Raw genomic sequence first — 21,357 nt, forward strand, 5'->3', positions numbered from 1 at the left:
CTGAAGCATCGAAGAAACGGACATGCGCGCGGAAATCGAGAATATCGTCGACGAAATCAAGCAGGCCATAAGCCTGCTGAGGAGGCATCTTTGACTGGGATCAGGCGGTAAGACGACTGGACTGGTTGAACAACAAGGCAGAGGATCCCAACCTCTGGAACGATGCCCAGGAAGCCCAGAAGCTGATGCGCGAGCGCCAGCAACTGGACGAAAGCATCAATGGCGTGAAAGCCATCGAGCAGCAGCTCCGGGACAATATCGAACTCATCGAGATGGGTGAGGAAGAGGGCGACGATTCCGTCGTCAAGGACGCCGAAGATGCGCTGAAGGCCGTCAAGGTCGAGGCCGCGCGCAAGCAGGTCGAGGCCATGCTTTCGGGCGAGGCGGACACCAACGACACCTATCTCGAAGTGCATTCCGGCGCCGGCGGCACGGAAAGCCAGGACTGGGCGAACATGCTCCTGCGCATGTACACCCGCTGGGCCGAGCGCTCGGGCTACAAGGTGGAGCTGCTGGAAGTCCACGACGGCGAAGAGGCCGGCATCAAGTCCGCGACGCTTCTCGTCAAGGGCCACAACGCCTATGGCTGGCTGAAGACGGAATCGGGCGTGCATCGCCTTGTCCGCATCTCGCCCTATGACAGCAATGCGCGGCGTCACACCTCGTTCTCGTCGATCTGGGTCTATCCGGTGGTCGACGACTCGATCAACATCGAGGTGAACGAAAGCGACTGCCGCATCGACACCTACCGTTCGTCGGGCGCCGGCGGCCAGCACGTCAACACGACCGACTCGGCCGTGCGCATCACGCACATCCCGACCGGCATCGTGGTTGCCTGCCAGCAGGAGCGTTCGCAGCACAAGAACCGCGCCAAGGCGTGGGATATGCTGCGCGCGCGCCTCTACGAGCAGGAGCTGAAGAAGCGCGAGGACGCCGCCAACGCCGAAGCCGCCTCCAAGACGGATATCGGTTGGGGTCACCAGATCCGCTCCTACGTCCTCCAGCCCTACCAGCTCGTCAAGGACCTGCGCACGGGTGTCGAAAGCACGGCCCCTTCGGACGTGCTGGACGGCGAGCTGAACGAGTTCATGGAAGCCGCGCTCGCCCATCGCGTCAACGGTGGCGCCGATGCGGTGGTGGACGACCTGAACTGAGGTCTGCCGACATGAGATGAACGACGGGCGCTTCGGCGCCCGTTTTCAATTGGTGGCGCGTTCCACCTTGATCGCGCCGAGATCGTCGATCAGCACCGTCCAGCCTTCAGGCTCCACGGCTTTGGGATCGGTCTTGAGATAGACCGTCGCGAAGAGGCCGGGCTGCGCGGTAACGCCCGAGGAATTCTCCGGGCGGATATCGGTCACGTAGGGCTTCATCGCCGAAAATTCATCCAGCACCGCCGAGGAGGCGATCTTCGGGCCGGCTGCGGTCGCCTCGATCTGCTGGAGATGGATCGCGGCCGTTCCGTCCGGCTGGCGAACGGCGATCAGCTTGTAGTAGCCGCGGCGCGGGGCGGCTTGCGCGTCGCCTCCGACCGTCTCCGGCTTGGCCGTGTCGGCTTCCTCGGCCGGCTCCTCCCAGAAGCCGGTGCTGACGACGAAGGTGATCGTCTCTCCGACCGGCGAATCGCCCTCGGCCGCGGCCGGGCCGGTGAAAAGGAAAAAGGCGAGGGCGGCGGCGAGCAGATGCCGTTTCATGGCGAACTCCTGTCCTGAACCTGTCGCCGCCTCAATAATCGAATTGTTCGGCAAGAATCCGATCGGACCAGGAATGATCAGGATCCGAGAGGATGCGCGCCGAAAGGCCTATCGATTCGGCGATGCGCACGGAGATTACCGACTTGACCTCCGTATTGTCGGCCACGGCGTTGACAGGCCGCTTTTCCGCCTCCAGCACCTCGATCTCTACGGTCACCTTGTTCGGCAGCAGCGCGCCGCGCCAGCGGCGCGGCCGGAAGGCGCTGACAGGCGTCAGGGCGAGAAGCGGCGCCTCCAGCGGCAGGATGGGGCCGTGGGCGGAGAGATTGTAGGCTGTGGAACCCGCCGGCGTCGCCAGCAGCAGGCCGTCGCAGATCAGTTCCTCGAGCCGTACGCGCCCGTCCACGCTGACGCGCAGCTTGGCCGCCTGGTACGACTGGCGGAACAGGTAGACCTCGTTGATGGCCAGCGCCCGGCGCTCCTGGCCGCTCGTGTCGCTCGTGGTCATTTCGAGCGGACGGAAGGCGTTCTCCACCGCGGTCTCGATGCGCGCCGGCAGGTTCTGCGTGTCGTAGCGGTTCATCAGGAAGCCGATGGAGCCGCGATTCATACCGTAGACGCGCTTGCCGGAATTCATCGTCGTGTGCAGCGTTTGCAGCATGAAGCCGTCGCCGCCGAGCGCGACGATCACGTCGGCCTCCTCGGGATCGGTATTGCCGTAGATGGCGATCAGCTCGTTGCGCGCTTCCTGCGCTTCCTGCGCCTGCGAGGCGACGAAGGAGAGGGAGGTGGAATTACGCGTCATGCCCTGATCCGCATCCTCGCTGCAAAGCCCCGCCGGGTGCGGGCTGGCCTTTGTCGCATGCCTTCACGGCCCGCGCATCTGAAAAATACCGGCGACATCGATGCGGGCGGGCGGCGCTCGTTTGCATCGCTGTCGGCGGCTTCAAGCCTTGCGGGCCTTTTCCTGCGCCTCGAGGCGGTTGAGCACGGCCTGGCCGGCGGCCGCGGCCTGAAGCGGATTGGCGAAGGGACCGTTCACCGGATAGGTGACGCCGCGATAGGTGAGGGCGAAGAAATAACGCCCCTTGGCGTCCTTCTCCACCGAGACCTTGGTAGTCGGGTCCGGGTTCTTGTCTGCCGCCACGTTCGTTCCTCCGCATGATCGCCGCGCGGCTGGGTCACCGCGCGCTGTGCATGCCTATAGGGCAGAGCGCAGCCCACGGCAATGGAGCCTGCGTGGGGTGGCGGCACAGAGGAACGGCATCATTGCAGCCGTAGCTCAAGCTGCTTCTTGTTCTTCAGCACATAGAGCGGCTTGGCGACGGCCGCGGCCTTGCGCTGAAGCTCAAGGCGGTTCTGCATCTGCCGCTCGCGTAAGGAACGGCAGGCTTCGAGAAGGGCATGTCCGCGTTCCAGGGCATCGTTCTGCATGATTGCAACCTCCATATGTTCACTATATGTTCTATTTCTCTTGGGAAGTCAAGACACGGGCAACGGTAGGATCAGAACGTGGTTCTCAGGAAATGCGACAGGCTTTCGGCAGCTTCCCGGGTATACGCGCCCTGGTTCTGTGTGAAATCCCAGACGATGGCGCAGGCGATCGCAAAGACGGCGATGACATATCTCATGGGCACCCCGCACGACAGGGAAGGCGTGCGCCGGAAAACGGGCGCAGGGGGTATGGTGCGCCTTGCCGCAGCGCGAGTCCATCGAATTTCGGACTGTGTAAATTTTGGATTTTATCGGCGCATGGCCGCGCCGGAAATCGGCGCTCATGAGGAGAGAGTGGTGCCCCCAGCAAGACTCGAACTCGCGACCCCCTGATTACAAATCAGGTGCTCTACCAACTGAGCTATAAGGGCACTCTGCGAGGGAGTTAGCATATTCTCCGCTGCTGTAAAGCGAAAAGGCCGCTTCAGATCGACCAGTTGCTGTCGGAGGCGCCCCGGGGGACGATTTCCTGGCAGCGCTCCATGGAGCGCGGCAGGTTTTCGGCGAGGTGGTCTATGAGGGCGCGTACGGCCGGCAGCATGCCGTGGCGCGAGGTGAACACGGCATGCACGGCCGATTCCGCGCTCGACCAGTCGGGCAGGACCGGCGTCAGCAGGCCGGCGCGGAAGCCGCGCTCGACGATCATGTCCGGCAGCAGCGCCAGCCCCACGCCCTCGATGGTCGCCCGTTCCAGAACGGTGAAGTCGGAGCAGGTCAGAACCGGCGAATGGGAGACGTCGTGTACCTCGCCATTGGCGTGGAACAGCGTCCAGATGGCGCGCGGATTGTTCTCCTGCATGGAAAGGGTCGGCACGCGGCCGATCGTGTCGAGGTCGATGGGGCCGTAATGTTCTAGGAAGCGGGGACTTGCCGCAAGGTAGCGGCGGGTTCCGCCGAAGCGGCGCACGATCAGCGACTGGTCGGTGTCGTAGCTGTCGCGCACGCGCAGCGCCACGTCTATCCGCTCCTCGATGAGATCGACCGGCCGCCCGGTGGTGAGGATCGAGAGGCGGACCAGCGGATAGCGCCGCATGAAGCCCGGCAAGATATCCGCGACGACGGGGGCGAAGCCGGGCGGCATGGACATGCGCACCGTGCCGGCCGGCTCCGCCTTGGCGACCGCGACCACGGCCTCCGCCGCCTCCACGCCGGAAAGCACCGCCTCGCAGCGCTCGTAGAAGGACTGGCCGATATCGGTGACGGAGAGCTTGCGGGTGGAGCGCTCGATGAGCCGCACGCCGAGCTGTTCCTCCAGCGCGGCGATGCGCTTGCTGATCTTCGACTTCGGCAAGGACAGGGCATTGGCCGCGGCGGTGAAACCCTTGTGCCGAACCACGGCGGCGTAAAGCGCGAGATCGTTCAGGTCCTGCATGGCGTTCTCTCCGGTGATCGCCTGATTATTGTTTCCATGCGGAAACAGTCAATTGGATTTTTGCCGTCTAATCACGCGATTGTTTTCGGATCATATGGGTTGCATCGAATTTCAAGCAAAGGTGCTGACCCATGAACCTCCTTCACATCGATTCCGGCATTCTCGGCGATCATTCCGTTTCCCGCCGCCTGACCGCCGCCGTCGCCGCCCAGATCAAGGCCGAGCAGCCCCGCACGGCCGTCACCTATCGCGACCTCGTCGCCAGCCCGCTGCCGCATCTTTCCGGCGCGCATCTGATGGCGGCCAACGCCGCGCCTGAAGATGTCGATGCGCAGATTGCGGCCGACGTCGCGGAAAGCAAGGCCGTGCTGGATGAGTTCCTTGCCGCCGACACCGTCGTCCTCGGCGTGCCCATGTACAATTTCTCCCTGCCGAGCCAGCTCAAGGCCTGGATCGACCGCGTCGCCGTTGCCGGCAAGACGTTCCGCTATACGGCCGAAGGTCCGGAAGGGCTTGCCAAGGGCAAGAAGGTGATCGTCGTCTCCACCCGCGGTGGTCACTACAGCGCCGGCCCGGCGGCTATCATGGATCACCAGGAAAGCTACCTGAAGACCGTGCTCGGCTTCCTCGGCATCACGGATATCGAGATCGTTCGCGCCGAGGGGCTGAATCTCAGCGCCGACTCGAAGGTCGAGGCCATTTCGGAGGCCGAGCGCGTCATTTCCGATCGCGGCAGCCTGAAGCTTGCAAGCTGAGGTCGCTACCCAAAATGCAAAAGGCCCGCCGGTGGAAGCCGGCGGGCCTTTTGCGCATTCAGGAGGTGGTTCAGCCGAACAGGTGGCGATGCGAGGCGTAGAGCGCGATGGCGGCCGCATTCGACACGTTGAGCGACTTGATCGCGCCGGGCATGTCGAGACGGGCGAGGGCCTTGCAGGTGGCGCGCGTCTTCTGCCGCAGGCCCTTGCCCTCCGAGCCCATCACGAGCGCGATACGCTGGCCGGAAAGCGTGCCTTCCAGCGGGGCGGGGCCTTCCGAATCGAGGCCGACCGTCTGGAAGCCGAGCTTGTGCAGCTCTTCCAGCGCATCCGAGAGATTGGTGATCTGGATATAAGGGATGAGTTCCAGCGCGCCGGAGGCGGTTTTCGCCAATACGCCCGATTCGGTGGGGGAATGGCGCTGCGTGGTGATGACCGCGCCGGCGTTGAAGGCGACGGCCGAGCGCATGATGGCGCCGACATTGTGCGGGTCGGTGACCTGATCGAGCACGAGCAGGAGCGGCGAATCCTTCAGCGCCTCCAGCCGGCGCGCCGGCAGCGGCCGCGTTTCCAGCATCACGCCCTGGTGGATGGCTTCGGGGCCCAGCACCTTGTCGAGGTCGGAGGGAAGCACGGTCTCGACCGGATAGGGCAGGGTGGAAAAGTCCGGCAGCTCCAGCCGCTGGGCGGCGTTCTGGCTCACGGAAAGCTTGATGATTTTGCGCTCGGGATTGTCGAGCGCCGCGCGCACCGTATGCAGGCCATAAAGGAAGACCTGGTCGGGGGCGACGGCCGGCGGCTTCCAGCCTTCGGCCTGCCGGCGCCGGCGGTCGTCCTTGGGCGTCGGGATCTCGCCGCGCTCGCGCCGCTGGTCGCGATGCGCCCGGCGAAGCTTGGCGTAGTGGGTGTCTTTTGCGGACTTGCCGCCGGTATCGTCTTTGCTCATGCCGCTTCTATAATGCATGTCGCGCAAAAGTGTGCAGCGGTTTTGCACGAACTGCGAAAAATCGGGTGGGGAGCAAATCCCGCAGCCTGGGCCTCCGATGGGGACGATGACGTTTTTCGCAATTTTTTCCGTGACGTCGTGTTGACAGGATGAATTGTGCCCGTCATATACCGCGCCAGATCGAAGGCGCCGCTGCAAGGCACTGCCGAACGGTCGCTACTGGTCGCTTGATCCCGCCGGAATATGGAGGGATGCCCGAGTGGTTAAAGGGGACGGACTGTAAATCCGTTGGCTCAGCCTACGTTGGTTCAAATCCAACTCCCTCCACCATTCCGTTGCTCGGATCAAGACCTCCCGCGGGTATAGCTCAATGGTAGAGCAGCAGCCTTCCAAGCTGAATACGCGGGTTCGATTCCCGCTACCCGCTCCATCGATAATCCCTTGAAATTGGTGTGTTGTGCGGTCTCGCCGCGATCGATGACGCTCTTCGCTTCCGGCGCGAATCCTCAAGCCGCTCGACTCTTTCCTCAATTGGTTCCATGATCTTCCTCAGCGATGGGGAGGGGATCATGAATATGAAATCCTGCATTGTTGTCGCCTTCGCGGCAGCCCTTTCGGGTTGCGGCCAAACCGCGACGAAAGAAGTGACGCCGTCGACGCCGGTCTATGCGCTGACGCAGGCGGATACCGAGACTGTCCAGGCCGGCGTGCGGGCCTCGCTCAAGGACCCGGCATCCGCAACCTTCGGCCCGATGAGCGCGACGCAGCGGGCCGATGGCGTGATAACGGTCTGCGGCTATGTCGGCACGGCACCCTTCATGGGCGTCCTGACGCTTGCGCCGAAGCCGGTCTTCGACGTGACCGGGGTCGGGAGCGACGACGCGAAGGCGGCGTTGACGACGACGTTCTGCCAGAAAGCCGGAATCGTTCTGGCGGCGCAGTAGGCGTCGGGGCGGTATTATTGCCGGTTCCGGAGGCCTTGGCGGCGGGATATGCCGGCTCGGCCGTGACGCATTTCGCGCTCAGACGGCGGGGCAGCATCCCGGCATAAGGCTTTGCCTTGAAAAATCGATTCGGCATTCCGACTTATGGCAAATCCGGCTTGCCCAAGCTCGTTTCCGGCGGATTTCGTTGTGCATTTAAGGCTTGCGCATTCGTTGCGAAAGCCTTAAACGCCTGCCAAACCGGACGGGCCGGTTAGCCCAACTTTCGTTCAGTAGGAAAAAGACATGGCAAAAGGTAAGTTTGAGCGCAACAAGCCTCACGTAAACATCGGGACGATCGGCCACGTTGACCATGGCAAGACGTCGACGACTGCAGCGATCACGAAGTACTTCGGCGAGTTCAAGGCGTACGACCAGATCGACGCTGCCCCGGAAGAAAAGGCACGCGGCATCACCATCTCGACGGCGCACGTCGAATACGAGACGGCCAACCGTCACTATGCACACGTCGACTGCCCCGGCCACGCCGACTACGTCAAGAACATGATCACGGGCGCTGCCCAGATGGACGGCGCGATCCTCGTCGTTTCGGCTGCTGACGGCCCGATGCCGCAGACCCGCGAGCACATCCTGCTCGCCCGTCAGGTTGGCGTTCCGGCGATCGTCGTGTTCCTCAACAAGGTCGACCAGGTTGACGACGCCGAACTTCTCGAGCTCGTCGAGCTGGAAGTTCGCGAACTTCTGTCGTCCTACGAATTCCCGGGCGACGACATTCCGATCGTCAAGGGTTCGGCTCTTGCCGCTCTGGAAGACTCGAACAAGGAAATCGGCGAAGACGCGATCCGCGCCCTGATGGCCGCAGTCGACGACTACATCCCGACCCCGGAACGTCCGATCGACCTTCCGTTCCTGATGCCGATCGAAGACGTGTTCTCGATCTCGGGCCGTGGTACGGTTGTGACCGGCCGCGTCGAGCGCGGTATCGTCAAGGTTGGTGAGGAAATCGAAATCGTCGGCATCCGTCCGACGACGAAGACGACCTGCACGGGCGTTGAAATGTTCCGCAAGCTGCTCGACCAGGGCCAGGCCGGCGACAACATCGGTGCGCTGCTGCGCGGTGTGAACCGTGACGGCGTCGAGCGTGGCCAGATCCTGTGCAAGCCGGGTTCGGTCAAGCCGCACAAGAAGTTCAAGGCCGAAGCCTACATCCTGACGAAGGAAGAAGGCGGCCGTCATACGCCGTTCTTCACGAACTACCGTCCGCAGTTCTACTTCCGCACGACGGACGTAACGGGCATCGTTACGCTTCCGGAAGGCACGGAAATGGTCATGCCGGGCGACAACGTCACGGTTGACGTCGAGCTGATCGTGCCGATCGCGATGGAAGAAAAGCTGCGCTTCGCTATCCGCGAAGGCGGTCGTACCGTCGGCGCAGGCATCGTTGCCTCCATCGTCGAGTAATTTCGGGTCCCTGACCTGAAGAGAGCCCCGCGGGAAACCGCGGGGCTTTTGCGTTTCGGGCGCTTGCGCTGATGGGGCAGGGCGCTTGCCGGAATAAGCACTGATTTGTTGTAAGAAATGCGTTTTTCGGGCTTGCAAAGTCCGCCCCAGCGCCGTAAAGACCCCATGCCTTGCCGGTGACGGGTGCTTTGCTTCCGATGCGGCAGGCGATTAGGGGTATAGCTCAGTTGGTAGAGCGGCGGTCTCCAAAACCGCAGGTCGGGGGTTCGAGCCCCTCTGCCCCTGCCATTTCCTGCCGGACAGCGCGGACCACTTGCAGCGACGGTCGTAAATGGCGTGGCGGCTTCCACCGCCTAAATTCGTTAAAAGTCCGGTTGCCTCTTGTGAAAAAGGGAATCGGGCTTTATGTAGGGCAAAACAGACACGCGGTGCGTGGGGCTGAGAGTTCAGCTTTACGCGCCGTAATGGCGTGGACATTCAATGGCATCGAAAACGAATCCGATTGCGTTTCTGAAGCAGGTACGCTCCGAGACGGCGAAAGTGACTTGGCCCTCGCGGCGCGAGACGATGATCTCGACCGTCATGGTGTTTGTCATGGTCTTCCTTGCCGCAGTGTTCTTCTTTGCTGCGGACCAGTTGATGGGCTGGCTGATCGGCCTCGTCCTGAACGCCGGCGCCTGATTGGTTGGAGATGAACATGGCTTCCCGTTGGTACATCGTCCACGCCTATTCGAATTTCGAGAAGAAGGTCGCTGAGGATATCGAGAACAAGGCCCGCCAGAAGGGTCTTGATCACCTCTTCGAAAAGATCCTCGTGCCGACCGAAAAGGTCGTCGAGGTGCGTCGCGGCCGCAAGGTCGACTCCGAGCGCAAGTTCTTCCCCGGCTACGTGCTGGTGCGGGCGAACCTGACCGACGAGGCGTACCACCTCATCAAGAATACGCCGAAGGTCACGGGCTTCCTCGGTTCCGACAACAAGCCGGTTCCGATCCCGGACAGCGAGGCGGAACGCATCCTGTCGCAGGTTCAGGACGGTGTTGATCGTCCCAAGCCCTCCGTCTCCTTCGAGATCGGCGAGCAGGTTCGCGTTTCCGACGGTCCGTTCGCTTCGTTCAACGGTATCGTCCAGGACGTCGACGAGGAGCGGTCGCGCCTCAAGGTGGAAGTGTCGATCTTCGGTCGCGCCACCCCGGTCGAGCTGGAATACGCCCAGGTCGAGAAAATCTGATTTCGGCGGCGCTTTCGGGCGCTGCTCGTTCGAAAATCCAATCCTCGTTCCGAGGGTTGGTGGCGGAAGTTTCCGCCGACCGCGTGGAAGGGAAGGCGGCCTGTAGCCGGGCGCTCGTACCGCACCACGCAACCGCAGCCGCCGGTCTTTGGACCGGCATCGAGGGCCGGGCAACCGGCCGCATTCTGAAAGGCAGAGAAAATGGCTAAGAAAGTTGCAGGCCAGCTCAAGCTTCAGGTCAAGGCAGGATCGGCAAACCCGTCCCCGCCGATCGGCCCGGCGCTTGGTCAGCGTGGCATTAACATCATGGAATTCTGCAAGTCGTTCAACGCAGCGACGCAGGAAATGGAAAAGGGTATGCCGATCCCGGTCGTCATCACCTACTACCAGGACAAGTCCTTCACCTTCGTGATGAAGCAGCCGCCGGTGACCTACTTCCTCAAGAAGGAAGCCAAGATCCAGTCCGGCTCGAAGACCCCGGGCAAGGGCGCGACGGTCGGCAAGCTCACCAAGGCTCAGATCAAGTCGATCGCCGAAGCCAAGATGAAGGATCTCAACGCCGCCGATATCGAAGGCGCGATGGCAATGGTCGAGGGCTCCGCCCGCGCCATGGGCCTGGAAGTGGTAGGTTAATATCATGGCCAAGATTGCAAAGCGCATCCAGAAGATCCGTGAAGGCATCGACCCGACCAAGCTCGTCGCCCTGTCGGACGCTATCGCTCTCGTCAAGGAGCGTGCCGTCGCCAAGTTCGACGAAACCGTCGAAGTCGCCATGAACCTCGGCGTCGACCCGCGCCACGCAGACCAGATGGTCCGCGGCGTGGTCAACCTGCCGAACGGCACGGGCCGTGACGTTCGCGTCGCCGTCTTCGCACGTGGCGCCAAGGCTGACGAAGCCAAGGCTGCCGGCGCCGACATCGTCGGTGCGGAAGACCTGCTCGAAATCGTCCAGGGCGGCAAGATCGACTTCGATCGTTGCATCGCGACCCCGGACATGATGCCGCTCGTCGGTCGCCTCGGTAAGGTTCTCGGCCCGCGCGGCATGATGCCGAACCCGAAGGTCGGCACGGTCACCATGGACGTCACGGGCGCCGTCAAGGCTTCCAAGGGCGGCGCAGTCGAGTTCCGCGTCGAGAAGGCTGGTATCATCCACGCCGGCATCGGCAAGGCTTCCTTCGACGCCAAGGCTCTTGAAGAGAACATCAAGGCCTTCGCCGACGCCGTCATCAAGGCGAAGCCGGCTGGCGCCAAGGGCAACTACGTCAAGCGCGTAGCCATCTCTTCGACGATGGGCCCAGGCGTAAAGATCGACCCGTCGACGGTCGCTTAATTTCGGTTCGGCTTCGGCCGGATCGCAACAGAATTCCCGGCCTATCCGGCCGGGAATTTCCGGGGAAACCCGGAACTCCTGTCCGAGATTGCAGGTGGTTAGACCTTAATCACTTTGCCTGCATGAGACGGGTGAGACCTGAATTTCACTCAGCGTCGGATGACGCGGAATTCGGTTCGAACCTACCTTGCCTGTGTCGCGGCTCTAAGCCGAGCGCGGGGGGACAGGATCCTCGAGCGTCGCTCGGGATCAGCTTTTTGAGATGATCTCTAGCGGCAAAGGCAAACCCGGCAGGTTCCGTGAGAATTCACGGTCCTGTTAACTGGAGATAGGCAGTGGAAAGAGCGGAAAAACGCGAATTCGTCACGGAGCTGAATGAAGTCTTCAAGGCTTCCGGTTCGGTTGTCGTGGCCCGCTATGCCGGCATCACCGTTGCACAGATGAACGATCTTCGTACGAAGATGCGTGCAGCTGGCGGTACCGTCAAAGTCGCGAAGAACCGCCTGGCCAAAATTGCCCTTCAGGGTACGGAGTCGGAAGGGATGTCTGATCTCTTCCAGGGTCAGACGCTCATTGCATACGCAAATGATCCGATGATCGCTCCGAAGGTAGCCATGGATTTCGCCAAGACCAACGACAAGCTCGTTGTTCTCGGTGGCGCCATGGGTGCGACCACACTCGACGCAGAAGCAGTCAAGTCGCTTGCGACCCTGCCTTCGCTCGACGAGCTTCGTGCAAAGCTCCTGGGCCTCATTGCAGCCCCGGCAACGCGCGTCGCCACGGTCGTTGCAGCACCGGCAAGCCAGCTTGCCCGCGTGTTCGCAGCCTACGCCAAGAAGGACGAAGCCGCGTAAGGCGGTTTTTCGCTGTAAATCAAACAACCCAGTTCGAACCGAACAAAAGGAACTACTACAATGGCTGATCTCGCAAAGATCGTTGAAGACCTGTCCGCCCTGACCGTCCTGGAAGCCGCTGAGCTTTCCAAGCTTCTCGAAGAGAAGTGGGGCGTTTCGGCTGCAGCTCCCGTAGCTGTTGCTGCTGCTGGCGGCGCTGCTGCTCCGGCTGCTGCTGAAGAAGAAAAGACCGAATTCGACGTTATCCTCGTTGACGCTGGCGCCAACAAGATCAACGTCATCAAGGAAGTCCGCGGCATCACCGGCCTCGGCCTCAAGGAAGCCAAGGACCTGGTCGAAGGCGCTCCGAAGCCGGTCAAGGAAGCCGTTTCCAAGGCTGAAGCCGCTGACCTCAAGAAGAAGCTTGAGGACGCCGGCGCCAAGGTCGACGTCAAGTAATACCGGAATACGATGGGAGAGGGTTTCGACCCTCTCCCATTGCTCCTTTCCGCTGAACTGATTACCCAAAAGCCGCAAAAACGGCTTTTGGGTAATGGGTTCTTCAAGAGGATGGTCTTCGACCCGCAAGATTGGGCAATCCGGCCCGTCGACCGGCAGCAAGACGAGTTTGAACCAACCCATTGGTCGACGGGATCGACTGGCCAGCGAACCCCGTCCGTTGCAGGCCCGGATGCAAATTTGAAGGAGCGACGATGGCTCAGACCCTTTCGTTTAACGGTCGTAGGCGCGTACGCAAGTTTTTTGGTAAAATCCCCGAAGTCGCTGAAATGCCGAACCTCATCGAGGTTCAGAAAGCGTCTTACGATCAATTCCTGATGGTTGAAGAGCCCGCCGGCGGTCGTCCGGAGGAGGGCCTTCAGGCCGTTTTCAAGTCGGTTTTCCCGATCACGGACTTCTCCGGCGCTTCCATGCTCGAATTCGTTTCCTACGAGTTCGAACAGCCGAAGTTCGACGTCGAGGAATGCCGCCAGCGTGACCTGACCTATGCAGCGCCCCTCAAGGTGACGCTGCGCCTCATCGTGTTCGATATCGACGAGGATACGGGCGCCAAGTCCATCAAGGACATCAAGGAACAGAACGTCTACATGGGCGACATGCCGCTCATGACCGACAACGGTACGTTCATCGTCAACGGCACCGAGCGCGTCATCGTTTCCCAGATGCACCGTTCGCCGGGCGTGTTCTTCGACCACGACAAGGGCAAGAGCCATTCTTCCGGCAAGCTGCTCTTCGCCGCCCGCGTCATCCCGTATCGCGGTTCCTGGCTCGACATCGAGTTCGACGCCAAGGATATCGTGCATGCGCGCATCGACCGCCGCCGCAAGATCCCCGTCACCTCGCTGCTCATGGCTCTCGGCATGGACGGCGAAGACATCCTGTCGACCTTCTACACGAAGTCGCTCTACCAGCGCGACGGCGAAGGCTGGCGCGTACCGTTCAATCCCGACGCGCTGAAGGGCCAGAAGGCCGTCGCGGACATGATCGACGCCGACACGGGTGAAGTGGTCGTCGAGATCGGCAAGAAGCTGACCCCGCGTCTGCTGCGCTCGCTCTCCGAAAAGGGCCTCAAGGCCCTCAAGGCGACCGACGAAGACCTCTACGGCAACTATCTCGCCGAAGACGTCGTCAACTACGGCACGGGTGAAATCTACCTCGAAGCCGGCGACGAAATCGACGAGAAGACCCTGCCGGTCATCCTGTCGGCCGGTTTCGACGAAATCCCGGTCCTCGACATCGACCACATCAATGTCGGCGCCTACATCCGCAACACGCTTTCGGCAGACAAGAACGAGAACCGTCAGGACGCTCTGTTCGATATCTATCGCGTCATGCGTCCGGGTGAACCGCCGACCATGGATTCGGCCGAAGCCATGTTCAACACGCTGTTCTTCGATGCGGAGCGTTACGACCTCTCCGCCGTCGGCCGCGTGAAGATGAACATGCGCCTCGATCTCGACGTCGCCGACACGGTCCGCACGCTGCGCAAGGACGATATCCTTGCCGTCGTGAAGATGCTTGTCGAACTGCGCGACGGCAAGGGCGAGATCGACGACATCGACAACCTCGGCAACCGCCGCGTCCGTTCGGTCGGCGAGCTGATGGAGAACCAGTACCGTCTCGGCTTGCTCCGCATGGAGCGTGCGATCAAGGAACGCATGTCCTCGATCGAGATCGACACGGTCATGCCGCAGGACCTGATCAACGCGAAGCCGGCAGCCGCCGCCGTTCGCGAATTCTTCGGTTCCTCGCAGCTCTCGCAGTTCATGGACCAGGTGAACCCGCTTTCGGAAATCACCCACAAGCGCCGTCTTTCGGCTCTTGGCCCGGGTGGTCTGACCCGTGAGCGCGCAGGCTTCGAAGTCCGCGACGTTCATCCGACCCACTATGGCCGTATCTGCCCGATCGAAACGCCGGAAGGCCCGAACATCGGTCTGATCAACTCGCTCGCAACCTTCGCCCGCGTCAACAAGTACGGCTTCATCGAAAGCCCGTACCGCAAGATCGTCGACGGCAAGGTGACGAACGATGTGGTCTACCTCTCCGCCATGGAAGAGGCCAAGTACCACGTCGCCCAGGCCAACTCGGTGCTCGAAGCCGACAACTCCTTCGCTGAAGAGTTCGTCGTCTGCCGTCACTCGGGCGAAGTCATGCTCGCCCCGCGCGACCAGATCAACCTCATGGACGTTTCGCCGAAGCAGCTCGTTTCGGTCGCGGCGGCGCTCATCCCGTTCCTCGAGAACGACGACGCCAACCGCGCGCTCATGGGTTCGAACATGCAGCGTCAGGCCGTGCCGCTCCTGCGCGCGGAAGCGCCGTTCGTCGGCACCGGCATGGAGCCGGTCGTCGCCCGTGACTCGGGCGCCGCCATCGCGGCCCGCCGCGGCGGTGTCGTCGACCAGGTCGACGCGACGCGTATCGTTATCCGCGCCACCGAAGACCTCGATCCGTCGAAGTCCGGCGTCGATATCTACCGTCTGCAGAAGTTCCAGCGTTCCAACCAGAACACCTGCGTCAACCAGCGCCCGCTGGTCACCGTCGGTGACGTTCTGAACAAGGGCGACATCATCGCGGACGGTCCGTCGACCGACCTCGGCGACCTCGCGCTCGGCCGCAACGCGCTCGTCGCGTTCATGCCGTGGAACGGCTACAACTACGAAGACTCGATCCTGATGTCCGAGCGCATCGTCTCCGACGACGTGTTCACCTCGATCCACATCGAGGAATTCGAAGTCATGGCCCGCGACACCAAGCTGGGTCCGGAAGAAATCACGCGCGACATTCCGAACGTTTCGGAAGAAGCGCTGAAGAACCTCGACGAAGCCGGTATCGTCTATATCGGTGCAGAGGTTCAGCCGGGCGACATCCTGGTCGGCAAGATCACCCCGAAGGGCGAAAGCCCGATGACGCCGGAAGAAAAGCTCCTGCGCGCCATCTTCGGTGAAAAGGCCTCCGACGTTCGCGACACCTCCATGCGCATGCCGCCCGGCACCTTCGGCACGGTCGTCGAAGTTCGCGTCTTCAACCGCCACGGCGTGGAGAAGGACGAACGCGCGATGGCGATCGAGCGTGAAGAGATCGAGCGTCTGGCAAAGGACCGTGACGACGAGCAGGCGATCCTCGACCGTAACGTCTACGGCCGTCTGATCGACATGCTGCGCGGTCACGTCGCCGTTGCCGGCCCGAAGTCCTTCAAGAAGGGCACCGAGCTTTCGAACGCCGTCGTCTCCGAATATCCCCGCTCGCAGTGGTGGATGTTCGCCGTCGAGGACGAGAAGGTTCAGGGCGAGATCGAAGCCCTCCGTGGCCAGTACGACGAATCCAAGTCGCGCCTTGAACAGCGCTTCATGGACAAGGTCGAAAAGGTCCAGCGCGGCGACGAAATGCCCCCGGGCGTCATGAAGATGGTCAAGGTCTTCGTCGCTGTTAAGCGCAAGATCCAGCCGGGCGACAAGATGGCCGGCCGTCACGGCAACAAGGGTGTCGTCTCGCGCATCCTGCCGATCGAGGACATGCCGTTCCTCGAAGACGGCACGCATGTCGACATCTGCTTGAACCCGCTGGGCGTGCCTTCGCGCATGAACGTCGGCCAGATCCTCGAAACCCACCTTGCCTGGGCTTGCGCTGGCATGGGCAAGAAGATCGGCGACCTGCTCGACGAGTACCGCAAGACCATGGACATCACGGACCTGAAGCGCGAGCTGACGGAAGTGTATGAAAGCGAAGCCAAGGACGAAGTCGCTCACTTCGACGACGACGCCCTGGTCAAGCTTGCCGAGCAGTCCCGCAAGGGCGTCTCCATCGCAACCCCGGTCTTCGACGGCGCGCATGAACCCGACGTTGCCGGCATGCTGGAGCGCGCAGGTCTTGCCTCGTCCGGCCAGTCGGTTCTCTACGACGGCCGTACGGGTGAAGCCTTCGACCGCCAGGTCACCGTCGGCTACATGTACATGATCAAGCTGAACCACCTCGTGGACGACAAGATCCACGCCCGTTCGATCGGCCCGTACTCGCTCGTTACCCAGCAGCCGCTGGGCGGCAAGGCGCAGTTCGGCGGCCAGCGCTTCGGGGAAATGGAGGTCTGGGCGCTCGAAGCCTACGGCGCCGCCTATACGCTGCAGGAAATGCTGACCGTGAAGTCGGACGACGTCGCGGGCCGCACCAAGGTGTACGAGGCGATCGTGCGTGGCGACGACACGTTCGAGGCGGGCATTCCGGAGAGCTTCAACGTTCTCGTCAAGGAAATGCGCTCGCTCGGTCTGTCGGTCGAACTCGAGAACTCGAAGGTCGATCCGAACGCGGAAGCCGGCCAGCTTCCCGACGCGGCGGAATAAGCCTGATGATCCGGTGCGCGCTTCAAGGCGCGCACCGTCACCGCCTCGGCCCGGTCGGGCAGGGGCGGCTCATCCGTTTCGAGCAGCCTTGCGGCACCCGGGTATCGCCGCAATTGGTTGCTAAGCAGAGGGCCACTGGCCCACGAAGGAGATAGGCATGAACCAAGAGGTCATGAACCTTTTCAACCCGCAGGTGCCTGCGCAGACGTTCGACTCCATCCGTATTTCGATCGCGTCGCCGGAAAAGATCCTGTCCTGGTCGTATGGCGAGATCAAGAAGCCGGAAACGATCAACTACCGTACGTTCAAGCCGGAACGTGACGGTCTCTTCTGCGCGCGCATCTTTGGTCCGATCAAGGACTACGAGTGCCTGTGCGGCAAGTACAAGCGCATGAAGTACAAGGGCATCATCTGCGAAAAGTGCGGCGTCGAAGTCACGCTGTCGCGCGTTCGCCGTGAGCGCATGGGCCATATCGAGCTCGCCGCTCCCGTTGCCCATATCTGGTTCCTGAAGTCGCTGCCCTCGCGCATCGCCACGCTCCTCGACATGACCCTCAAGGATGTCGAGCGCGTTCTCTATTTCGAGAACTATATCGTGACGGAGCCGGGCCTGACCGCGCTCAAGGAAAACCAGCTTCTTTCCGAAGAAGAATACATGATCGCCGTCGATGAATATGGTGAAGACCAGTTCACGGCGATGATCGGCGCCGAGGCCATCTACGAGATGCTCGCTTCGATGAACCTCGAGAAGATCGCCGGCGACCTGCGTTCTGATCTGGCCGACACCACGTCGGACCTGAAGCAGAAGAAGCTGATGAAGCGCCTGAAGATCGTCGAGAACTTCATGGAATCCGGCAACCGTCCGGAATGGATGATCATGAAGGTCGTTCCGGTGATCCCGCCGGACCTGCGTCCGCTGGTTCCGCTGGACGGCGGCCGCTTCGCGACGTCGGACCTCAACGATCTCTATCGCCGCGTCATCAACCGTAACAACCGTCTGAAGCGCCTCATCGAGCTGCGCGCACCGGGCATCATCATCCGTAACGAGAAGCGCATGCTTCAGGAATCGGTTGACGCCCTGTTCGACAACGGCCGCCGCGGCCGCGTCATCACCGGCGCCAACAAGCGCCCGCTGAAGTCGCTGTCCGACATGCTCAAGGGCAAGCAGGGCCGCTTCCGCCAGAACCTGCTCGGCAAGCGCGTCGACTATTCCGGCCGTTCGGTCATCGTGACGGGCCCGGAACTCAAGCTGCACCAGTGCGGCCTGCCGAAGAAGATGGCGCTCGAACTGTTCAAGCCGTTCATCTACGCCCGCCTCGACGCGAAGGGTTTCTCCTCGACCGTCAAGCAGGCCAAGAAGCTCGTCGAAAAGGAAAAGCCGGAAGTCTGGGATATCCTCGATGAGGTCATCCGCGAGCATCCGGTTCTCCTGAACCGTGCGCCGACGCTCCACCGTCTGGGCATCCAGGCCTTCGAGCCGACCCTGGTCGAAGGCAAGGCCATCCAGCTTCACCCGCTCGTCTGCACGGCCTTCAACGCCGACTTTGACGGCGACCAGATGGCCGTTCACGTCCCGCTCTCGCTGGAAGCCCAGCTTGAAGCGCGCGTGCTCATGATGTCGACGAACAACATCCTGCATCCGGCGAACGGCGCACCGATCATCGTGCCCTCGCAGGACATGGTTCTCGGCCTCTACTATCTGGCGATCCAGAACCAGAACGAGCCGGGCGAAGGCATGGCCTTCTCCGACATGGGCGAACTGCACCATGCTCTGGAAAACAAGGTCGTCACGCTGCACGCCAAGATCCGTGGTCGCTTCAAGTCGGTCGATGCCGACGGCAAGCCCTACACGAAGATCTATGAAACGACGCCCGGCCGCATGATCATCGGCGAACTGCTGCCGAAGAACGGCAACATTCCGTTCGACATCTGCAACCAGGAAATGACCAAGAAGAACATCTCGAAGATGATCGACACGGTCTACCGTCATTGCGGCCAGAAGGACACGGTCATCTTCTGCGACCGCATCATGCAGCTCGGCTTCGCCCATGCCTGCCGCGCCGGCATTTCGTTCGGCAAGGACGACATGATCATCCCGGAAACCAAGGTGAAGATCGTCGGCGATACCGAAACCCTGGTCAAGGAATACGAGCAGCAGTACAACGATGGCCTGATCACTCAGGGCGAGAAGTACAACAAGGTCGTCGACGCCTGGGGCAAGGCTACCGAAAAGGTTGCGGAAGACATGATGGCCCGCATTAAGGCCGTCGAGTTCGACCCGGAAACCGGTCGCCAGAAGCCGATGAACGCGATCTACATGATGTCCCACTCGGGCGCCCGCGGTTCTCCGAACCAGATGCGCCAGTTGGGCGGCATGCGCGGCCTCATGGCGAAGCCCTCGGGCGAGATCATCGAAACGCCGATCATCTCGAACTTCAAGGAAGGCCTGACCGTGAACGAGTACTTCAACTCGACGCACGGCGCCCGTAAGGGTCTGGCAGACACCGCCTTGAAGACCGCGAACTCCGGTTACCTGACCCGTCGTCTCGTCGACGTCGCGCAGGATTGCATCGTCACGCATGTCGACTGCGGCACCGACAAGGGCCTCACGATGACGGCAATCGTCGACGCCGGCCAGGTCGTGGCTTCCATCGGCACCCGCGTTCTCGGCCGTACGGCTCTGGACGATATCGATCATCCGGTCACCGGCGCTCGTATCGTGGATGCCGGCAGGATGATCCTCGAGGCCGATGTCGTCGAGATCGAGAAGGCTGGTATCCAGTCGATCCGTATCCGTTCGGCGCTGACCTGCGAAATCCAGACCGGCGTCTGCGGCGTCTGCTACGGTCGCGACCTTGCACGCGGCACGCCCGTCAACATGGGCGAAGCCGTCGGCGTCATCGCGGCACAGTCGATCGGTGAACCGGGCACCCAGCTCACCATGCGTACCTTCCACCTTGGCGGCACGGCGACCGTGGTCGACCAGTCGTTCCTGGAAGCATCGTATGAAGGCACGGTGCAGATGAAGAACCGCAACATGCTGCGCAACTCCGAAGGCGCACTCGTCGCGATGGGCCGCAACATGGCGATCACCATCCTCGACGAGCGCGGCGTGGAACGTTCCTCGCAGCGCGTCGCCTACGGTTCGAAGATCTTCGTCGACGACGGCGACAAGGTGAAGCGCGGCCAGCGTCTCGCCGAGTGGGACCCCTACACCCGTCCGATGATGACGGAAGTCGAGGGCACCGTTCACTTCGAAGACGTTGTCGACGGTATCTCGGTTCTGGAATCGACGGACGAATCCACCGGCATCACCAAGCGTTCGGTCATCGACTGGCGCTCGACGCCGCGCGGTACGGACCTGAAGCCGGCCATCGTCATCAAGGACAAGAACGGCGCTGTCGCCAAGCTGTCCCGCGGTGGCGAAGCCCGCTTCATGCTCTCGGTCGACGCGATCCTCTCGGTCGAACCGGGACAGAAGGTCTCCCAGGGTGACGTTCTTGCCCGCTCGCCGCTGGAAAGCGCCAAGACCAAGGACATCACCGGCGGTCTGCCGCGCGTTGCCGAACTGTTCGAAGCCCGTCGTCCGAAGGACCACGCCATCATCGCTGAGATCGATGGTACGATCCGCTTCGGCCGCGACTACAAGAACAAGCGTCGCGTGCTGATCGAGCCGGCGGAAGACGGTGTCGAGCCGGTCGAATACCTGATCCCGAAGGGCAAGCCCTTCCACCTTCAGGACGGCGACTACATCGAAAAGGGTGACTACATCCTCGACGGCAACCCGGCGCCGCACGACATTCTGGCGATCAAGGGCGTGGAGGCACTCGCTTCCTACCTCGTGAACGAAATCCAGGAAGTCTACCGACTGCAGGGCGTTGTGATCAACGACAAGCACATCGAGGTGATCGTTCGCCAGATGCTGCAGAAGGTCGAGATCACGGATGCTGGCGACTCGACGTATATCGTCGGTGACAACATCGACCGTATCGAGCTGGAAGACGTCAACGACGCCCTGATCGAGGAAGGCAAGAAGCCGGCTTACGGCGATCCGGTCCTCCTCGGCATCACCAAGGCGTCGCTGCAGACCCCGTCGTTCATCTCGGCCGCTTCGTTCCAGGAGACCACCAAGGTCCTCACGGAAGCTGCGATTGCCGGCAAGACCGACGGCCTGCAGGGCCTCAAGGAAAACGTCATCGTCGGCCGCCTCATCCCGGCCGGTACCGGCGGCACCATGACCCAGATCCGCCGCATCGCGACGGCCCGCGACGAGATGATCCTCGACGAGCGCCGCAAGTCGACCGGCGCTGGCGTCGCCACCCCGATGCTGGCGGACCTCGCCGGCGGCGAAGGTGCCGCAGCCGAATAAGGCTGACGCTACGACAATACAGAACGCCGGGCCTTGCGCCCGGCGTTTTCGTTTGGCGGGGAGGGCGGTTCGCCGGTC

19 protein-coding genes and 4 tRNA genes are annotated in these 21,357 nt (G+C 62.0%); 15 read left to right on the forward strand and 8 right to left on the reverse strand.

Going from position 1 to position 21,357, the window contains the following annotated elements; all coding sequences use genetic code 11:
- The first annotated feature begins 22 nt into the window (after positions 1-22).
- Positions 23-1,154 (forward strand): peptide chain release factor 2 gene (gene prfB, locus K8M09_RS06575; protein ID WP_160784700.1). Its coding sequence is split into 2 segments (ribosomal slippage): positions 23-91 and positions 93-1,154, totalling 1,131 coding nucleotides; the frame shifts between segments, so codons are not numbered across the junction.
- Between the two features lie 45 nt (positions 1,155-1,199).
- Here prfB and K8M09_RS06580 read toward each other — a convergent pair.
- The 7 genes from K8M09_RS06580 to K8M09_RS06605 all read right to left on the reverse strand — a co-directional run bounded on the left by K8M09_RS06580 (position 1,200) and on the right by K8M09_RS06605 (position 4,560).
- Entirely contained in the window at positions 1,200-1,694 is a 495-nt protein-coding gene (locus K8M09_RS06580) for a hypothetical protein (protein WP_160784699.1), read from the reverse strand.
- 31 nt (positions 1,695-1,725) lie between these two features.
- Positions 1,726-2,499, reverse strand: coding sequence for an NAD kinase (locus K8M09_RS06585; protein ID WP_160784698.1), 774 nt, complete (start codon positions 2,497-2,499; stop codon positions 1,726-1,728).
- 141 nt (positions 2,500-2,640) lie between these two features.
- Positions 2,641-2,841 carry a hypothetical protein gene (locus K8M09_RS06590; RefSeq protein WP_160784697.1) on the reverse strand — a complete coding sequence of 67 codons (201 nt, stop codon included), beginning with the start codon at positions 2,839-2,841 and terminating at the stop codon, positions 2,641-2,643.
- A 119-nt stretch (positions 2,842-2,960) separates the two neighbouring features.
- Positions 2,961-3,128: a hypothetical protein gene (locus K8M09_RS06595; RefSeq protein ID WP_160784696.1), complete on the reverse strand. Its 168-nt coding sequence runs from the start codon at positions 3,126-3,128 to the stop codon at positions 2,961-2,963.
- Positions 3,129-3,199: 71 nt separating this feature from the next.
- Complete coding sequence (locus tag K8M09_RS23645; RefSeq protein WP_267500183.1) at positions 3,200-3,325, reverse strand: hypothetical protein; 126 nt, start codon at positions 3,323-3,325, stop codon at positions 3,200-3,202.
- Between the two features lie 158 nt (positions 3,326-3,483).
- A tRNA-Thr gene (locus K8M09_RS06600) sits at positions 3,484-3,559 on the reverse strand.
- A 53-nt stretch (positions 3,560-3,612) separates the two neighbouring features.
- Positions 3,613-4,560 carry a LysR family transcriptional regulator gene (locus K8M09_RS06605; RefSeq protein WP_160784695.1) on the reverse strand — a complete coding sequence of 316 codons (948 nt, stop codon included), beginning with the start codon at positions 4,558-4,560 and terminating at the stop codon, positions 3,613-3,615.
- A 131-nt stretch (positions 4,561-4,691) separates the two neighbouring features.
- On the opposite strand from K8M09_RS06605, the gene K8M09_RS06610 reads away from it, so the two are divergent.
- Positions 4,692-5,315, forward strand: a complete 624-nt coding sequence (locus tag K8M09_RS06610) for an FMN-dependent NADH-azoreductase (protein WP_160784694.1) — start codon at positions 4,692-4,694, stop codon at positions 5,313-5,315.
- 70 nt (positions 5,316-5,385) lie between these two features.
- Here the strand turns inward: K8M09_RS06610 and rlmB are convergent, their stop codons facing one another.
- Positions 5,386-6,261: a 23S rRNA (guanosine(2251)-2'-O)-methyltransferase RlmB gene (gene rlmB / locus K8M09_RS06615; protein WP_160784693.1), complete on the reverse strand. Its 876-nt coding sequence runs from the start codon at positions 6,259-6,261 to the stop codon at positions 5,386-5,388.
- A gap of 245 nt (positions 6,262-6,506) precedes the next feature.
- On the opposite strand from rlmB, the gene K8M09_RS06620 reads away from it, so the two are divergent.
- From K8M09_RS06620 to rpoC, 13 genes are all read left to right on the forward strand, one after another.
- A tRNA-Tyr gene (locus K8M09_RS06620) sits at positions 6,507-6,591 on the forward strand.
- A gap of 26 nt (positions 6,592-6,617) precedes the next feature.
- Positions 6,618-6,691, forward strand: a tRNA-Gly gene (locus tag K8M09_RS06625).
- 139 nt (positions 6,692-6,830) lie between these two features.
- On the forward strand, positions 6,831-7,205 hold the full coding sequence (locus K8M09_RS06630) for a hypothetical protein (protein ID WP_160784692.1): 375 nt from the start codon (positions 6,831-6,833) through the stop codon (positions 7,203-7,205).
- Positions 7,206-7,490: 285 nt separating this feature from the next.
- The gene (gene tuf, locus K8M09_RS06635; RefSeq protein ID WP_160784683.1) at positions 7,491-8,666 is read left to right on the forward strand and encodes an elongation factor Tu; all 1,176 of its coding nucleotides are present in this window, start codon (positions 7,491-7,493) and stop codon (positions 8,664-8,666) included.
- A 212-nt stretch (positions 8,667-8,878) separates the two neighbouring features.
- Positions 8,879-8,954: transfer RNA gene (locus tag K8M09_RS06640), tRNA-Trp, on the forward strand.
- 192 nt (positions 8,955-9,146) lie between these two features.
- A complete protein-coding gene (secE, locus tag K8M09_RS06645) occupies positions 9,147-9,347 on the forward strand; it encodes a preprotein translocase subunit SecE (RefSeq protein ID WP_160784691.1) in 201 nt (66 codons plus the stop codon).
- Positions 9,348-9,363: 16 nt separating this feature from the next.
- Positions 9,364-9,894 (forward strand): transcription termination/antitermination protein NusG, encoded by a 531-nt coding sequence (gene nusG / locus K8M09_RS06650; RefSeq protein WP_119259257.1) that lies wholly within the window; start codon positions 9,364-9,366, stop codon positions 9,892-9,894.
- Positions 9,895-10,095: 201 nt separating this feature from the next.
- Positions 10,096-10,527 carry a 50S ribosomal protein L11 gene (rplK, locus tag K8M09_RS06655; protein WP_160784690.1) on the forward strand — a complete coding sequence of 144 codons (432 nt, stop codon included), beginning with the start codon at positions 10,096-10,098 and terminating at the stop codon, positions 10,525-10,527.
- 4 nt (positions 10,528-10,531) lie between these two features.
- Positions 10,532-11,224 (forward strand): 50S ribosomal protein L1, encoded by a 693-nt coding sequence (rplA, locus tag K8M09_RS06660; RefSeq protein WP_160784689.1) that lies wholly within the window; start codon positions 10,532-10,534, stop codon positions 11,222-11,224.
- Between the two features lie 335 nt (positions 11,225-11,559).
- Positions 11,560-12,078 carry a 50S ribosomal protein L10 gene (gene rplJ, locus K8M09_RS06665; protein WP_024270435.1) on the forward strand — a complete coding sequence of 173 codons (519 nt, stop codon included), beginning with the start codon at positions 11,560-11,562 and terminating at the stop codon, positions 12,076-12,078.
- Positions 12,079-12,138: 60 nt separating this feature from the next.
- Positions 12,139-12,516, forward strand: a complete 378-nt coding sequence (gene rplL, locus K8M09_RS06670) for a 50S ribosomal protein L7/L12 (protein WP_119259254.1) — start codon at positions 12,139-12,141, stop codon at positions 12,514-12,516.
- A 254-nt stretch (positions 12,517-12,770) separates the two neighbouring features.
- The gene (gene rpoB / locus K8M09_RS06675) at positions 12,771-16,910 is read left to right on the forward strand and encodes a DNA-directed RNA polymerase subunit beta (RefSeq protein WP_160784688.1); all 4,140 of its coding nucleotides are present in this window, start codon (positions 12,771-12,773) and stop codon (positions 16,908-16,910) included.
- A gap of 157 nt (positions 16,911-17,067) precedes the next feature.
- Positions 17,068-21,279: a DNA-directed RNA polymerase subunit beta' gene (rpoC, locus tag K8M09_RS06680; protein ID WP_160784687.1), complete on the forward strand. Its 4,212-nt coding sequence runs from the start codon at positions 17,068-17,070 to the stop codon at positions 21,277-21,279.
- The last annotated feature ends 78 nt before the right edge of the window (positions 21,280-21,357 follow it).

Origin of the sequence: Shinella zoogloeoides (assembly GCF_020883495.1) — a bacterium.
Classification (GTDB): Bacteria; Pseudomonadota; Alphaproteobacteria; order Rhizobiales; family Rhizobiaceae; genus Shinella; species Shinella zoogloeoides.

Coding starts and splice junctions, on each gene's coding strand:
- secE (WP_160784691.1), top strand. CDS start 9,147: ATGGCATCGAAAACGAATCCGATTGCGTTTCTGAAGCAGGTACGCTCC.
- rpoB (WP_160784688.1), top strand. CDS start 12,771: ATGGCTCAGACCCTTTCGTTTAACGGTCGTAGGCGCGTACGCAAGTTT.
- rplK (WP_160784690.1), top strand. CDS start 10,096: ATGGCTAAGAAAGTTGCAGGCCAGCTCAAGCTTCAGGTCAAGGCAGGA.
- K8M09_RS06605 (WP_160784695.1), bottom strand. CDS start 4,560: ATGCAGGACCTGAACGATCTCGCGCTTTACGCCGCCGTGGTTCGGCAC.
- K8M09_RS23645 (WP_267500183.1), bottom strand. CDS start 3,325: ATGAGATATGTCATCGCCGTCTTTGCGATCGCCTGCGCCATCGTCTGG.
- K8M09_RS06595 (WP_160784696.1), bottom strand. CDS start 3,128: ATGCAGAACGATGCCCTGGAACGCGGACATGCCCTTCTCGAAGCCTGC.
- tuf (WP_160784683.1), top strand. CDS start 7,491: ATGGCAAAAGGTAAGTTTGAGCGCAACAAGCCTCACGTAAACATCGGG.
- rplL (WP_119259254.1), top strand. CDS start 12,139: ATGGCTGATCTCGCAAAGATCGTTGAAGACCTGTCCGCCCTGACCGTC.
- rpoC (WP_160784687.1), top strand. CDS start 17,068: ATGAACCAAGAGGTCATGAACCTTTTCAACCCGCAGGTGCCTGCGCAG.
- rlmB (WP_160784693.1), bottom strand. CDS start 6,261: ATGAGCAAAGACGATACCGGCGGCAAGTCCGCAAAAGACACCCACTAC.
- K8M09_RS06610 (WP_160784694.1), top strand. CDS start 4,692: ATGAACCTCCTTCACATCGATTCCGGCATTCTCGGCGATCATTCCGTT.
- K8M09_RS06630 (WP_160784692.1), top strand. CDS start 6,831: ATGAATATGAAATCCTGCATTGTTGTCGCCTTCGCGGCAGCCCTTTCG.
- nusG (WP_119259257.1), top strand. CDS start 9,364: ATGGCTTCCCGTTGGTACATCGTCCACGCCTATTCGAATTTCGAGAAG.
- K8M09_RS06585 (WP_160784698.1), bottom strand. CDS start 2,499: ATGACGCGTAATTCCACCTCCCTCTCCTTCGTCGCCTCGCAGGCGCAG.
- K8M09_RS06580 (WP_160784699.1), bottom strand. CDS start 1,694: ATGAAACGGCATCTGCTCGCCGCCGCCCTCGCCTTTTTCCTTTTCACC.
- rplA (WP_160784689.1), top strand. CDS start 10,532: ATGGCCAAGATTGCAAAGCGCATCCAGAAGATCCGTGAAGGCATCGAC.